Annotated in this window: 11 protein-coding genes; 9 read left to right on the top strand and 2 right to left on the bottom strand. The window is 39.1% G+C overall.

Features of this window, described 5'->3' with window-relative positions; genetic code table 11:
- Positions 1 to 18 precede the first annotated feature (18 nt).
- The gene (locus F6K40_RS32335; protein ID WP_293142028.1) at positions 19 to 174 is read right to left on the bottom strand and encodes a hypothetical protein; all 156 of its coding nucleotides are present in this window, start codon (positions 172 to 174) and stop codon (positions 19 to 21) included.
- A 175-nt stretch (positions 175 to 349) separates the two neighbouring features.
- Here F6K40_RS32335 and F6K40_RS32330 point away from each other — a divergent pair, with 175 nt between their 5' ends.
- From F6K40_RS32330 to F6K40_RS32300, 7 genes are all read left to right on the top strand, one after another.
- Entirely contained in the window at positions 350 to 1108 is a 759-nt protein-coding gene (locus tag F6K40_RS32330) for a response regulator (RefSeq protein ID WP_293142026.1), read from the top strand.
- A gap of 259 nt (positions 1109 to 1367) precedes the next feature.
- Positions 1368 to 3164: an HAL/PAL/TAL family ammonia-lyase gene (locus F6K40_RS32325; RefSeq protein ID WP_293142024.1), complete on the top strand. Its 1797-nt coding sequence runs from the start codon at positions 1368 to 1370 to the stop codon at positions 3162 to 3164.
- 813 nt (positions 3165 to 3977) lie between these two features.
- A complete protein-coding gene (locus tag F6K40_RS32320; RefSeq protein WP_293142022.1) occupies positions 3978 to 5489 on the top strand; it encodes a class I adenylate-forming enzyme family protein in 1512 nt (503 codons plus the stop codon).
- Between the two features lie 290 nt (positions 5490 to 5779).
- Positions 5780 to 7555 (top strand): thiamine pyrophosphate-dependent enzyme, encoded by a 1776-nt coding sequence (locus F6K40_RS32315; protein ID WP_293142020.1) that lies wholly within the window; start codon positions 5780 to 5782, stop codon positions 7553 to 7555.
- Positions 7556 to 8060: 505 nt separating this feature from the next.
- On the top strand, positions 8061 to 9200 hold the full coding sequence (locus F6K40_RS32310) for a 3-oxoacyl-ACP synthase III family protein (protein WP_293142018.1): 1140 nt from the start codon (positions 8061 to 8063) through the stop codon (positions 9198 to 9200).
- A gap of 91 nt (positions 9201 to 9291) precedes the next feature.
- A complete protein-coding gene (locus F6K40_RS32305) occupies positions 9292 to 10704 on the top strand; it encodes an aromatic ring-hydroxylating oxygenase subunit alpha (protein ID WP_293142016.1) in 1413 nt (470 codons plus the stop codon).
- Between the two features lie 302 nt (positions 10705 to 11006).
- Complete coding sequence (locus F6K40_RS32300; RefSeq protein ID WP_293142014.1) at positions 11007 to 11768, top strand: glucose 1-dehydrogenase; 762 nt, start codon at positions 11007 to 11009, stop codon at positions 11766 to 11768.
- Positions 11769 to 11875: 107 nt separating this feature from the next.
- Here the strand turns inward: F6K40_RS32300 and F6K40_RS32295 are convergent, their stop codons facing one another.
- Positions 11876 to 14365: a two-partner secretion domain-containing protein gene (locus F6K40_RS32295; protein ID WP_293142012.1), complete on the bottom strand. Its 2490-nt coding sequence runs from the start codon at positions 14363 to 14365 to the stop codon at positions 11876 to 11878.
- 270 nt (positions 14366 to 14635) lie between these two features.
- Between F6K40_RS32295 and F6K40_RS32290 the strand changes: the two genes are divergently transcribed.
- Together F6K40_RS32290 and F6K40_RS32285 are read left to right on the top strand one after the other, a co-directional pair.
- Positions 14636 to 15325, top strand: coding sequence for a hypothetical protein (locus F6K40_RS32290; protein ID WP_293142010.1), 690 nt, complete (start codon positions 14636 to 14638; stop codon positions 15323 to 15325).
- A gap of 32 nt (positions 15326 to 15357) precedes the next feature.
- The coding region (locus F6K40_RS32285; RefSeq protein ID WP_293142008.1) for a hypothetical protein at positions 15358 to 15600 on the top strand (243 nt) is incomplete at its 3' end.

The raw sequence follows: 15600 nt of genomic DNA, 5'->3' as shown, positions 1-15600 counted from the left end.
TCTAAAAGCACTGATATATCAAGGTTTAAGGCACTTATAGAGCGAAAAAAGTGCAAATTTTTTAGCCTTTAAGACTAAAAAGTTAGGACGGGTAGCAGAGACTTTCCAAAAAGATACAAGTACAATTATTCCTCCTACTTCCCACACTTCCCACCCTCCCCACACTTCCCACACTTCCTTGAGGCACTACCTTCTGACTTCTGACTTCAGTGAAGCGCTATAAGAATTGCCCGTTCCTATCTACCATTTAGCCAGCAGGAATAGCAACCTGCTCGCGTAAACTTTTGTAATTATTTACAATATGTTTTAAATTTTAATTGATATTTACTAAGATCTGGTTTGGGTAATTATGAAAAATCTTGAAGAACTTTTAACATTTGTTGAAGAATTGATAGAAGAAAAAAATGGCAATTCTTTGAGCAATATACAACGTATTGTATTACTGACTACTTTGGAAGATAATAGAAAGACCTACGATCAAATTGCCGAAGAAAGTGGATATTCTACTAAATATCTGAGGCAAGATATTGCTCCCAAACTTTGGCAACTGCTTTCTCAGATTCTCAACAAAAGAATCACTAAGTTTAATGTTAAAAATATACTAGAGAGTCAAATACACTATTACAAACCCATGGTTTCATCTCCAACTGTCTCGGATTCTCTGAAAGCTAATATTCTTGTAGTAGACGATCAGCCAAAAAATCTCAAGTTGTTGTCTCATTTACTTGAAGAAGAAGGATATGAAGTTCAACAGGCGATTAATGGTAAAGTTGCACTAAAAGCCCTCACTCAATCAAATCCCGATATCATTTTATTAGATATTCATATGCCAGAACTAGATGGCTATACTGTCTGTCAAAAAATTAAGACGGCTCCTGAAACCCAAGATATTCCAGTGATTTTTGTGACAGCTCTGAATGAATCATGGGATAAAGTCAAAGGTTTTTCTGTAGGTGGTAGTGACTACATAACTAAACCATTTAAGATAATTGAAGTATTAGCAAGAGTGGAAAACCAATTAAAAGTCAGACACCTGCAACTAAAAGTCAGAGAGCTAGAAAAGGAAAATCAAGAGTTAAAAGCAGGGTTACAGAAGTTCAAATACTGACTTTTTTGACAAAAACCGACTGAACTTTCCTCCTGACAAATACTAACTTTTTTGACAAAAACCGGCTGAACTTTCCTGACAAATACTGAATTTAATTTCCTGACAAAAACCGGATTGTGTATATCAACGATAGGAGTTAATATGTGTTTGTAAGTGACACAGATCACAGCGAATCAGGAATTAATATTTGTTTACAGGTGACAAAGATCACATACAAGTCTCAAATTGTTTACTTATTAGGAACTAAATGCAGATGCAGATGAAAAAAGAATTATTTTTAAATCAACCTCTCCAGCACTCAGAAGACTATCAAAAAATTCCATCTCTACCTAATCAAAATCGTAAACTTAAAGTTAAATCAGGAATCAACAATCGTATATTGCTCAAAAACTCCAAATCTAGTCGTCCACAGATGCCAATTACAGTAGGCGAACAAAATCTAACCCTCAAACAAGTAGCAAAAGTAGCCAAATTAGCCGCTCCCGTTGCTCTGACTAAGCGTGAAGACATCTGTCAGGGTATCCAAGATTCCTGTGACTATATTACCAACGCTGTAGAAACTGGAAAATCAATTTACGGAGTCACCACGGGATTTGGAGGCATGGCAAATACAGCTATTTCCCCAGAAGATGCTGCCGATCTACAAGAAAACCTACTTTGGCATCTGAAAGCGGGGGCGGGAAATAGACTGCCTATTGCAGACGTTCGTGCAGCTATGCTATTGCGGATGAATTCTCATACTCAAGGTGCTTCAGGTATTCGCTACGAAATTATCGAACGTATGGCAATATTCCTCAACGAAGAAGTTACTCCCCATGTCTACGATTTAGGTTCCATTGGTGCTAGCGGTGACTTAGTTCCCCTATCACATATCACAGGTGCTTTAATAGGTTTAGATCCTGCCTTTACTGTGGATTTCAAAGGCGTAGAAATGTCATGTATTGAAACTCTCGAACGACTGGAATTACCTCCTGTGCGTTTGCGGGCAAAAGAAGGATTGGCAATGGTTAATGGTACTTCCGTGATGACGGGGATTGCTGCTAATTGTGTATATGATGCTCATTCATTGTTTGCTGTGGCGATCGCAACTCATGGACTAATGATACAAGCATTGGGAGGAACCAATCAATCATTTCATCCATTTATCCACGCTTGTAAACCTCACCCTGGTCAAGTTTGGGTGGCAAAGCAAATGATAGATTTGCTGTCTGGTTCTGGTTTAAGTTACGATGAGTTGAATGGTGACAATCACTTTGATGGTCGTCAGTTGATTCAAGACCGTTACTCTATGCGCTGTTTGCCTCAATATTTAGGTCCAGTTGTGGATGGTTTTCAGGAGATTGCTCGTCAGATTGAGATTGAAGCTAATTCTGTAACTGATAATCCTTTAATTGATGTGGAATGTCAAAGTAGCTATCACGGCGGTAATTTTCTCGGTCAATATGTGGGAGTAGCAATGGATCGATTGCGCTATTTCATCGGGTTGATTGCTAAACATTTAGATGTACAAATTGCTCTGTTAGTTACTCCGGAATTTAATAATGGATTGCCTGCTTGTTTGGTGGGAAATACTAATAAGAAAGTCAATATGGGATTGAAAGGTTTACAGATTGCTGGCAATTCGATTATGCCTTTGTTAACTTTTTATGGTAATTCTCTAGTTGACCGTTTTCCTACTCATGCCGAACAGTTTAATCAAAATATTAATAGTCAAGGTTTTGGTTCGGCTAATTTGACAAGAAAATCTTTGGATTTATTCCAACAATACTTGGCAATTTCTCTGATTTTTGCTGTACAGGGAGTGGAGCAAAAAAATTATGCTGTTGATGGTAATTATGCTCCAGAAAATAATTTATCTCCCCGGACAAGAGCTTTGTATAAAGCTGTGAGGGACGTGCTAGAAATACCAACTTCAAAACAACGTCCTTTAATCTGGGATGACTGCAACAAAAGTTTAGATATTTACATTGCTAAAATTGTTAATGACTTAGCTATTGATGGTCAGATTATCCAATCTGTTCATGGGATTTTTTCTGAATTAATGAGTGGCGAATAGTTGGATAAAGTCAGGGAGTATTTAATAATTAATAATTAATAATTAATAATTAATAATTATTAGTTACCTCTTCTGTAATAGAAGGATTACTTAAAAGGATTTTTTTTCCTTTCAAGGAGAGGCTTTAAACCTGATTTTTTCAGTAAATATAAAAATAAATAATTAATAATTAATAATTATTAGTTACCTCTTCTGTAATAGAAGGATTACTTAAAAGGATTTTTTTTCCTTTCAAGGAGAGGCTTTAAACCTGATTTTTTCAGTAAATATAAAAATAATTAGCAGGCTGCTGAGGTGCTAACAATCAAAAAAGGTTAAAAAAACCTTATTAATTACTTAATAATTGAAGTATCACTTAGTAATATTAAGTAGATTGTGAAAAAAAATTTTTTGGGGATGATGATTTGGTGGGAAGAACTTTTTGTACCATGCCTAAAAAAAGAATGTTACGAATAGTTTGGTCAACAAAAATGGTTGAAATCAGATGTAGATTGGGCAGAATCGAATTATTTCAGGGTCAAAAATGGTAATAAAAGCTCAATTTAGCTGACTACTGACTACTGACTACTAGAAACAGTAATCACCAAAAAGTGCTGACAGATTTCTCAAATTAATCCTGAAAAAATTAGCCAAGAAGTAGCACAATATCTTTAGATATTCCCGCATCTAAAACAGTTATTTACCTAGAAAAAAAATCGGCTCATTTTCATCAGAGAATTAGATTTATTTTTCAGACATTGTGTGGGTGCATTCAACTAATTTAAACAGAACTTATCAGACAATTTTTTTTACTGCACAGGGAAATAAAAAACAATGAATATTACACAACACATTGAAAGGGGTGCGAAATTTTTTCCAGACAAAATAGCTTTAATTTTTGAAGGCCAAACTTACAGTTATCAAGAACTGAATCAATTAGCAAATCGCGTTGCTAATAGTTTGGTGAAATTAGGTATAAAATCTGGCGATCGCGTGGCTTTATTCTTACCAAATATTCCCGAATTTATCATTGCTTATCTGGGAATTCTCAAAATAGGTGCGGTGGTTGTTTCTGTGAGTGCTATGCTCAAAAGTGATGAGGTTCGCTTTATCCTCAACGATAGCGAAGCGGTGGCAGTTATTACTACAGAATCTTTGAGACAGCAAGTCCCCGACGATGACTTAGGATTTCTCAAGTATGTCTGCATCGCTGATTTTTCCGAAACCGTAAATGAATTAACAGGTAATGATATTAGCTTGTCTACTTTGATGACTATAGCTAGTTCGGATGCTCAAGCAATTTCTCTGGAACCAACTGCACCTGCTGCTATTGTCTACACTTCTGGTACAACTGGTTTTCCTAAAGGGGCAACTCTTTCCCACGGAAATGTCTGTTCTAATATGCACTCGGTGAAGCATTCTTCCGGGATGAATTCTGAGGATAAGTTGTTGCTGTTTGTTCCACTTTTCCACTGTTTCGGTCAGAATCATGTTCTCAATAGTGGGTTAAATGCTGGTGCAACGATTATTTTACAGCGTCGATTTAATCCAGAGCAAGTGTTAGAGGTGGTGAAAACGGAAGGGGTGACGATGTTTTTTGGCCTTCCCACTGTTTATTATCGCTTGCTGGAGATGGGTATTTCTAAGTTAGATTTGAAATCGATACGCTATTATTTTAGTGCGGCAGCTAAAATGCCTGTACAACTGGTGCGTAAGTGGGAAGAATCTTTAGGTGAGCTAATTTATGAAGGTTATGGGTTAACTGAGACTTCCCCTTTTGCTTGTTACAACCATGATTTGGAGTATAAGTGGGGTTCTATTGGAGTACCGATTGAGGATGTGGAGATGAAGGTTGTTGATGAAGAGGGTGAAGAGCTGGAGTCAGGGGAAGTAGGAGAGTTATTGGTTCGCGGTCCGAATGTGATGTTAGGATATTGGAATCGTCCTGAAGAAACAAAGAAAGTCCTACGCAATGGCTGGTTTCATACGGGGGATTTGGGTAAAATGGATGAGGATGGTTATTTCTATATTGTCGATCGCTTGAAGGATATGATTAATGTTTCTGGGTTTAAAGTTTATCCTTCTGAGGTGGAAAGGGTGATTTTGATGCATCCGGGTGTTAGTGAAGCGGCGGTTTATGGAGTGAAGCATCAGATTAAGGGTGAGATTACTGCTGCTAATGTTGTTTTGAAGCTAGGCAAGTTGCTGACGGTTGAAGATTTGAGGAGTTTTTGCTCTCAGAGAATGGCTACTTATAAAGTGCCTCATTTAATTCGCTTTGTTGATTCGATTCCTAGGAATGCTACGGGGAAAGTTCTTAAGCGGGTTTTGTGTAAACAAAAGTAGGGATCGTAGGTTGGGTGAAGATCCAGTGCTAGCCAACAAAACAATCCCACCTACAGTTATCATTCCGAGGGGAAGAACTTCACCGTTCCACTCTAGGACAAAACTTTCACACCCCCGAAACAATCTCGCTCAACCAGATTAAACTTGTTATTGCCAGGAGATGGTTAATACTAAAACTTAGGCTCCCAATCACATCCAGAGATAGCTTTCCTAGGTCATGCTCCGCAAACATTCCTAACAATGACATCTAAACATTTGAAAATAAATTCATTAGACAAGGACTACGAACAATGAAAACAATTCAACAAAATGAGAACATGGATACTACTGTTGTGACAGAAAGCCAACAACAAAATCAACAAGAAACCTTTCAAGGCATTTCCGTTGCACAACAAATAGTTGCACTCTTGGAGCAAATGGGAGTTAAGTTAGCTTTTGGTGTATCAGGTGGAGCGATTGGCCCGGTTTGGGGAGCTTTAGAAGCAAGTTCTATTGATGTATTGCACTGTCGCCATGAAGGAGGTGCTACCTTTGCTGCTACTGAAGCCCACTTTGCTAGCGATCGCCCTGTGGCTGCTTTTGCCACAACTGGGCCTGGTTTAATGAACGCCCTGACAGGGTTATCTGCCGCTCGTTGGGAAGGTGCAAAGGTGATATTTCTGAGCGCTTATACTCCTGCTTCTCTGTGGGGACACGGAGCTTGCCAAGAAACTAGCCCCTACACAACTCCTCTTGATGGACTCTTCACTGCTGGAACTTTGTTTGATTATGCTATGATTGTCAAATCTGCAAGTCAACTTCCAGACATAGCACTGCAACTACTTAAAGGGATTAAGCAAAGAGAAGGGTTTGTTGCTCACATTAGTATCCCTACTGATATTCAAAAAAGTGAATGCAGTAGTAATTTTTCCCTACCCAAACTTGATAAATTTTACCAACCTCGTGTTACTCTTAAAAACAAAAAATATCAGAAATATGCCGAGTTGCTCTGCCAAAAACGTTCCGCTATCTGGGTGGGTTTTGAAGCGCGCAGAGCTGCAAAAGAAATCGTGTTATTGGCAGAGAAAATAGGATGTCCTGTGATCTGTTCTCCTCGTGGTAAGGGTATATTTCCTGAAACTCATTCTCAATTTGCTGGGGTAGTAGGTATGGGCGGTCATACATCTGCTCTCGCTTATATGAATGAGTATATGCCAGAGACCATATTGGTTTTAGGAACCAACTTGAGTGAGTTTAGCTCTTTCTGGAATCAAAAGATGTTACCGTCAGAGGATTTTATTCATGTCGGTCTTAACTCCCATGCTGACAGTGCTTATTCAGATAGCTCTCTTTGTCGTGAAATTGCCATTCATTCAATTCACTCGGATGTCAAAACGGTTGTTAAGAAATTGCTCAAAAAAGTAGAACAATGCCCAAAGCAAATACCACCTCGCCCTCAGAGTCAACCAATTGAACCTCACACTAACGATCTAGTTAGACCAGGTGTATTGATGGAGAAAATTCAAAAGTTAATTGTTGAGGGCAGTGATGCTGTAGTTATGGCCGAACCTGGTAACTCTTTTGCTTGGACAACTAATATGTTACGATTTTCTACTCCTAACCGCTACCGAACCAGCACTGGATTTGCTGCTATGGGTCATGTAGTTACTGGGGTTGTAGGTGCTACTGTTGGGAAACTTAAAGCTAATGCTGCCAAGAAAGTTAAAGCGGTGGCGATCGTTGGCGATGGTTCGATGTTAATGAATTGCGAGATTAGCACAGCGGTTCAGTATCAAATTCCTGCTGTTTGGATTGTCCTCAATGATGCTTGCTACAATATGGTCGATCAGGTTTTACCTCATCTCAAATGTAAGGAGCTAGTGCAGATTCCTCAGACTGATTTTGTCCAGATTGCCTGTGCTATGGGAGCAGATGGGATTACTGTGGAAACAGAGTCTGAGATTGAAAAAGCGTTGGAAAAAGCTCTGGCAGCAGAGGGGCCGTTTGTTGTTGACGTGCGTATTGATCCAACTCAAAAAGCTCCAACTGAGAGTCGGATGATGAGTCTGAAAAATCAAGTTGCTTAGAACTAAAAATGTCTGATTAAATCTCTAATATCAAATCCGGTAGCATCAGTATAATTAGATAGTTAATCTAGGAGTCAGAATTCAGGAGTCAGGAGTCAGGAGGGAAGAGAACTGAGAAAGATTTACTTTTTGCTGAAAATGAAGATTTTTTTATACCGAATTAAGCGGGTTTGATATAAGCTATTACTGCTCCAAATCTGTAGGGAAATTGTATGCAATGTCCATACTGTGGTCTACCCTGATAAAAAATCCCTCTAGCTCTAGTAAGTTAAATTTTCAATTATAGCACTACGCAAATAGGTTAGGAGGTTTATAAATTATCAAACTCAGTCAGGGATTATTTTTGACTTTTGACTAGCGCTATAAATATTAGTCTTCCCATGTCGGTAACAATGATAGAAATTGGTTCTGTATTTATTGGACAAGATGGTATTGTTTTTTTTAAAGGTAGGTGTAATAATATATCAGCATAAAAAACCAATCTTTAAAAGGCAAAGAGGAAAAAATGAATCAATCTGTAGGTATACGTTCTCTGGCAGTTACTTTTCCTAGTGTAGTCCGTACTAATGATTATTTTCGGGAAAATTTTCCCGAATTGATTGCTGTAGCAGAAGATCAAAGTTTGGCGAAAATTCTTTCTAGCAGTAAGTCCAACTCTAATCAGAGTTCAGATCCGTGGGTTCAAGAAGCAAAGCCATATTTATCCGACCTCTTTCGGGGTACTGTCGAAAGGAGAGCTCTTGGTTTAGGTGAGTCATCACTAACATTAGAGCTTGATGCAGCTCGCAAAGCTCTCGAAGCTGCAAAACTTTCTCTTAGTGAGATTGATTTGCTACTTGTGTCCTCTTTTTTCTCAGAAAATCTGCATCTAGGAAATGCAGCTTACTTAGCAGAACAACTTGGTATTAATTGTCCGGCATGGAATCTTGATTCGATGTGCGCTTCAGGCGTTGTGGCTCTTCAAACTGCTAGCGCTTTTATCCGTTCTGGTGAGTATAAAAATATATTGGTGGTTACTTCTTGCACCTTCTCTCGTTTTTTAGATGCAAAAGATACTGTTCAATTTAGTTTAGGCGATGGTGCTAGTGCTTTCGTAGTAGCTCCATTAAAAGAAAATCAGGGTATTCTAGGCACAAAAGCAATCAACTCTCACGAATCATGTGGAATTTTCTTCAACGCTCTCTCAACAGATGCTAATGGTAATCCCAAAATGGTAGTTCGAGCTAACAGAAAAACTGGTAAAAAAGTTGGCCCTCTTTTTTCTAAATATCTTCACGAGTGCTGCTTTGGCGCTCTAGAAGCTGCCAACATTACTCTCGATCAGATTGACTTTTTTACTTGCTTTACAGCTACCGCTTGGTACAGTGATTTCTGTGTCAGAGAATTAGGTATTGATCCAGAGAAAACTATTAATGTTTATCCAAAATATGGCAATATTGGAGCTGTGTCTACTGTAGCAAATTTGTATCACGCTGCTGAATCGAACAAAATTCGTCCCAATGACTTAGTTCTCTTCTATAGTCATGGCTTTGTATCTAGTGCTGCTGCTATTGTGATGCGTTGGGGTGATGTGGCTTTAGGACCAGTTCCTACACCATCAGAAAGCTTGATGAAAGAAAAAGAATTGGCAAAAGTGGCAGTTTAACCCCTTGCCAACACACTTCAATCTCCGAAAGAATTTCTCGACTTATTCTTCGCCTTCCCAGATTTTTTATTTCAACAAAAGGAGTATCAAAATGACATCATCAAAAGAAATTGATAGCAAAGTTGCATCAGCCAAAAGTAATTTATCCAGTAAAAATCTCAGCCGAGAAGAGATAGAAACTGTTCAGGATATATTGAAAACTGACTCCAGACCTGTACCACCTGTACTTAAACAAGAGTCTACAAAAAACCTAGGAAATCTTGATATACCCAAAGAAAGATATTTTTCGCAGGAGTATCACGATCAAGAAGTAGAAAAACTTTGGAAAAAAGTTTGGCAGTGGGCTTGCCGAGAAGAAAACATTCCCAATGTGGGTGACTATGTAGTCTATGAGATCGCCGACCTTTCGGTAATTGTGATCCGTACTAAGCCTAATAAAATTAGCGCATTCTATAATTCTTGCTTGCACCGTGGAATGCAGTTATGTGTTGGTGAAGGAAAGACTTCAAATTTAAGATGTCCTTATCATGGTTGGACTTGGAAATTAGATGGGACTTTAGCGCATATTCCTTGTCGGTGGGATTTTGAACACGTAAACGATAATGATTTCCGTTTGCCTGAGGTTAAAGTTGATACTTGGCAGGGTTTTGTCTTCATTAATTTTGATCCAAACTGTGAGTCTCTGGAGAATTATTTAGAAAATATACCCGAACATTTCCAACAATTTGCCTTTCCTCTGGAAAAAAGGTTCACAGCACTCCATGTTGCTCAAGTGATAAATACTAACTGGAAAGTGGCTCTTGAAGCTATGATGGAGGCTTATCATATATTTGCCACGCATCCTCAGATGCTTAAGCATGCCGGAGATATCAATTCCAAATACAACATTTATGGTCGTCACAGTTATATGGTTTTTCCCTCTGCTATGCAAAGTCCCTATTTAGGTAAGCCACAAGACCCACAAGCTCCAGCCAAAGCTATGATGGATTATATGGGAATTGACCGAGACATAAAACTGACATCTAAAGGAATGAACTCTCGTGCTTATGCAGCAGAAGCAGTTCGACAAAACTTAAACCAACATTTAGGGGTTGACTTGTCTGATGTTTCTGACACAGAGATGATCGATGCAATTTCTTACTTTGTTTTTCCTAACTCTATAATCATGCCTGTTGTTGGTCAACCAGCCCAACTTCGGTTTAGACCCTATGGTAATAATCCAGATTTTTGTATCATGGATTTGCTAACCCTCCTACCATCTTCACTTGAGAATACCCCTCCTCCAGCTAAAACTCGTTGGCTGACATCTGAAGAAAAATGGAGCGATGTACCAGAAATACAACCAGAAGAAGTAGGGGTAGTTTTAGATCAAGATTTTGCCAACTTGCCACTAATTCAAAAAGGTTTAAAAACGTCTGCTAAACCTGGTATTACTCTAGCTAACTATCAAGAATCTCGTATTCGTCATTTTCATCTGGTATTGGATAAATATTTGAGCGACTAATGGGATTTATATCAAGTCCAGATAATAGTCTTTTTTAAGGAGTAGGGGAGTAGGGTAGGGATGTTGCATAACAAAAATGCGTTTCATGTCGCGCAGCGAAACGTCCCTACGGAAGTAATTTTTTTGCCCAAATCTTGCCTGATTATATTCAGGACTTACGTAAAGACACTATATATAGCGATATAGCGTATGGTAATGTAGAGCGATGTAGCTGCCGCTAGGCTCCGCCAACGTTGAAAAATAGAGAGCGATCGCTTATTGTTCATATTTCCAGTTATTTATTGAAACAAAAGGAGTTAAAGATGTCATTATCAAAAGAATTTGATGGCAAAGTCGCATTAGTCACAGGTGGATCTTCTGGCATAGGTAAAGCCACAGCTCTTGCTTTTGCTCTAGCGGGAGCAAAGGTAGTCATTGCTAGCAGAAGAGTAGATATAGGAGAACAAGCAGTACAGGAAATTTGTACTAGAGGTGGTGATGCTATTTTTATCAAGACTGATGTGTCTCAAGCTGATGAAGTACGAGCATTAGTTGATAAAACTGTAGATATTTATGGCCGTTTAGATTGTGCACTCAACAATGCTGGTGGCGCTGCAAAAATGGGGTCATTAATTAATACTTCAGAAGAAGATTTTGAACGAGATATCAATACTCACTTAAAAGGTACTTGGTTGTGCTTAAAATATGAGATTCCCAGAATGCTAGAACAAAAAACTGGTACAATTGTAAATATAGCTTCCATGGCTGGTGTAATTGGTTGTATAAATGCCTCTGCTTACTCTGCTAGTAAAGGTGGTGTGATAGCTTTGAGTCGAGCTATTGCCACAGAATATGCCAAGTCTGGAATTAGAGTCAATGTTATTAGTCCTGGAGTGATTCAAACACCTCTCTTAGATAAACTAAGAAAAGAAGCAGAAGAATTTTCCAAGGGTAGTCCTAATGTTTTGGCTTTTTCAGGTATTCCAAGAGATATAAGCGAAGCAGTCTTATATTTGTGTTCCGATCGCGCTTCCTTCATAACAGGACAGAATTTAATAATTGATGGAGGGTACACCATTCAGTAAATACACCGGATTTCAGATAAGTGAGGTATACCCTTGGCAGGCATCTTGCCTGCACCAGAAAAGTTATATTATTAATCTTTGTATCTCAGATACCGGGAATCTGCTTATTACGAGTTATTCAAAGTTTGACAATCAATTAACGGATACCAACTTTGATTAGGAATAACCGCTACTAATTCTACACGACCATCTGGATGTGTAATCCAACCTGTAGATTCGACTAATTGGTTATTATATTGAGGTAAGGTTTCGTGGGTAACAATTTGATTCTTAGAAAATGTTGGCTCTTCTGAAACAGTATAATCCTCTAAATCTTGCCATACTGCTTTACCAATGAATGGTTGCAGGGGAGAAATGGGTAAACCACCTCTGGCAATATAGATAAACGAGCTATCTTCGTTATCAAAACAACCGCTAACTAGAACTTGACTGAGGTCAACAGGTTCTTCTGGTAAGTCGGTAATGGCAGCACTAGGGTCTACTTCGGGATTATTGATGGTAACTATACCCGCAACACCTAGTGCCGAACTAGCTGTAATTTCACTATTATCAGACTGAAATAAACCTTCAGTAGTAATGTTAATATTTCCACCCGCACCCTCAAAGGCGTTAGCATTGATTTGGCTATTTTCCAGAATAACTACATTCTCAGCATTAATATCAATATCGCCACCGTTACCTGTACCCCCCGCTTCTGTAGTAATTTGACTGCTACGACGAAGTTCGAGTAGCCCTGCCGTTACATTTATATTACCTCCTTCCCCAGAAGCGGTCGTTGCACTGATGCTCGCTTCTGTATCCAGCAGAAAAACTGAATCGGCATTAATCTGGAGGTTGCCCGCACGTCCCGTACCTTCATTGTTGACGCCAATGATACCACCCTCAGAAATTATGATCTGGGGAGTGTTAATTGTTAAATTACCAGAGTTACCAGACGGTTGGTCAGGTATGCCAAAAGCTTGCCGAGTAGCTTCCCCAACAATTGGGGCAGACGACTCAATGCGAGCCGGAACTTGGGTCAGGGGATTTATACCTTTCACCTCAATAAATTCAGAAGCATTGATCGTAAGATTTCCAGCATTACCTCCATCAAAAGTAGAAGAGTTAATAAATGCTCCATTGCTTACCAATAATCTTCCTGTGTTAATGATTGCGTCACCAGAATTTCCGGAACCCACAGCAGCGGTAGTTCCTATATTACTAAAAGTAACACCATCTGTTCCTTGACCTATCAATTCAATTAAGTCTCCAACATTAACTGTTATATCGCCAGCGTTTCCAGAACCAAAAGTAGGGTTTGAAACGTTACCTCCGTTTAAAAGACTCAAGCGTTGTGTCGATATATTCACCTCTCCCGCATTTCCTTCACCTACAGTATTGCCACCAACCAAAGAGAAAGCTAGACCAGGATTGAGAGGAGAATCTCCACTCACTTCTATGAACTCTGAGGCATTAATAGTAAGATTTCCTCCGTCTCCGGCACTAGCAGTATTTGGTGTTATCTGTCCTCCATTTTGCACCCTTAACTGACCAGTAGAAATTGTAATATCTCCCCCTTTTCCTGCTGCTGTCGCGTAAGTTTGTAAGCGACTGGGAATACTAGCATCCGGGTTTGTACCTTCTATTGTCAATAAATCTGTTGCTGTGACACTGATTTCTCCTCCAGGTTGACTTCCCTCATTTTGATTCAATCCCACTGAGCCATCCCTTAACGTCACTTGTCTCCCTGTAATCTGAATTGAGCCACTACCCGCTCCTGAAGTATCTGCGCTTGCCTGTTGTAACAGGTTAATATCTCCAAAATTCTCCACACTGTCATAGTTGAATGCAAAACCTCCAGATGGCTGAAAACTCCAACCAACTCTTCCTTCTGCTATTGCTCCGAGTTCAATTTGTCCCCCTTCAGCAGTAAGGACGCCTCCCTCTAGGTCAATATTTCCTCCAATTAGGGCTAAAGTTTGACCGGGGTTGACTTGTAACCCTGTATTAGCTTGGCTTCTATCAATCGGTCCAAAAAGAACATTTTCTACAGTAAATCCATGACCATTCCCCTCAACTCTGATCGCTCCTGGATTTGGCCCCACCTGCAAACCGATGGGTCTATTAATTGTCAGTATGGGTGGGGCGTTAGGATTAGTAGCGCTATAAAAACTCCCATCAGAAAATATTAAGCTCTCTGCGGTACTACTGATAAATGACCCCCCTACATTCAGACGAGCGTTAGGGCCAAATACTATACCGTTGGGGTTAATTAGAAAAAAGTTAGCTGTACCGTTGGCGCGAATTAATCCATCAATGTTGGAAATATTACCGCCTGTGACTCGGTTGATAATATTGGAGATATCCACCGAATTATCAAAAAATACTTCTGTACCAGTGGGTAGGGAAAAATCCTGGAAACTATGAAATAAATTATCGCCGATAGTCGTACCGTTGTCAATAGTAAAGCGGTTGCCATTGATAATTACCCTGGTATTATTGGGCAAAGTGGCATCGGGGACTATTTGGGCTACACTTGGTAAAGATAGATTCCAAATACTGGAAATTAGACAAGTTGTGAGAAAGGCTGAAGTTTTCAGACGATAGCAGTTCGGCATAAAAACTCTACAATAATGGGACTATAGTAATCCTAAATTATTTTTGAAAAAAAACTGTAGGGGTTTAGTTTTTCAACCCAGACTAAAACCTGGTTTGGAGAGCAAACCCCTACGATAAAATTTTACAACCTAACTTAGGATTACTATATTATAATCCTCACAAGACTTATTATCAAATTCGCTTGCTTTGGAGCGTTGTAAGAAACGGGGTTTCTGGGAGGTTAATGTTACTATTGTAGGGCATTTGATACTTTTTTTTTGTTATTTTCAATGATTGATTTATCTCCAAAACGAGTTTTTAGATTCTTAATATTTATTATTATTGGCTTGAGTATTACGAGTATTATAGGACAGTTCTTTGAATATTATACCGAGCCTAATTATCAAGAAATAATTGATAAATTAAACGTGGATGGAGAATATACTGTTCCTTCATTATTTTCCTCTTTTAATTTACTTTTTTCCTCAGTTCTTCTAGGGTTAATTTCCCGTAAAAAATGGCAAGAAAATGATCGATATACTGGCAAGTGGATCGGCTTATCTTTCATTTTTTTCTATCTGGCACTTGATGAAACAATTAGCTTGCACGAACAACTAATTCATCCTCTACGAAAAATGCTGAATGCGACAGGAATATTTTATTACACTTGGGTAATTCCAGGATTAATGTTAGTTGTTACTGTGACATTGATTTATTGGAAATTTGTTCAGGATTTACCTCCTAAAATAAAATATCTATTTATTCTATCTGGAATATTCTATGTTGGAGGTGCAATTGGCATGGAAATGGTTAATGGATATTACTCTTATTTATATGATAGTGAGATGTTTGTTTATGAAATCTTGGTAACCATTGAAGAATTTTTTGAGAAGTTAGGAGTTGTTGTATTTATTTATGCGCTTTTGTGCTATATGAAATTAGACCTCCCTGGAAAAGAGGAAGTAGGGAGTAGGGAGTAGGGAGTGTGGGAAGTGTGGGAAGGGTCGGAAGTGTGGGGAGGGTCGGAAGTGTGGGGAGTGTGGGAAGTGTCGGGAGGGTGGGAAGTGTGGGGAGTGTGGGGAGGGTGGGAAGTGTCGGGAGGGTGGGAAGTGTGGGAAGTGTGGGAAGTGTGGGAAGTGTCGGAAGTGTGGGAAGTGTCGGGAGGGTGGGAAGTGTCGGGAGTGTGGGAAGTGTCGGGAGAAAAAGACACCTAGAAACAAAAATCTATTGCACAGTTTTAGAGAGTGGAAGAGCA

The organism is Okeania sp. SIO3I5 (assembly GCF_010672085.1).
Classification (GTDB): Bacteria; Cyanobacteriota; Cyanobacteriia; order Cyanobacteriales; family Microcoleaceae; genus Trichodesmium.
This window is presented reverse-complemented; position numbering and strand designations above follow the sequence as displayed.

Coding starts and splice junctions, on each gene's coding strand:
- F6K40_RS32290 (WP_293142010.1), top strand. CDS start 14,636: ATGATTGATTTATCTCCAAAACGAGTTTTTAGATTCTTAATATTTATT.
- F6K40_RS32295 (WP_293142012.1), bottom strand. CDS start 14,365: ATGCCGAACTGCTATCGTCTGAAAACTTCAGCCTTTCTCACAACTTGT.
- F6K40_RS32325 (WP_293142024.1), top strand. CDS start 1,368: ATGAAAAAAGAATTATTTTTAAATCAACCTCTCCAGCACTCAGAAGAC.
- F6K40_RS32330 (WP_293142026.1), top strand. CDS start 350: ATGAAAAATCTTGAAGAACTTTTAACATTTGTTGAAGAATTGATAGAA.
- F6K40_RS32310 (WP_293142018.1), top strand. CDS start 8,061: ATGAATCAATCTGTAGGTATACGTTCTCTGGCAGTTACTTTTCCTAGT.
- F6K40_RS32320 (WP_293142022.1), top strand. CDS start 3,978: ATGAATATTACACAACACATTGAAAGGGGTGCGAAATTTTTTCCAGAC.
- F6K40_RS32305 (WP_293142016.1), top strand. CDS start 9,292: ATGACATCATCAAAAGAAATTGATAGCAAAGTTGCATCAGCCAAAAGT.
- F6K40_RS32300 (WP_293142014.1), top strand. CDS start 11,007: ATGTCATTATCAAAAGAATTTGATGGCAAAGTCGCATTAGTCACAGGT.
- F6K40_RS32315 (WP_293142020.1), top strand. CDS start 5,780: ATGAAAACAATTCAACAAAATGAGAACATGGATACTACTGTTGTGACA.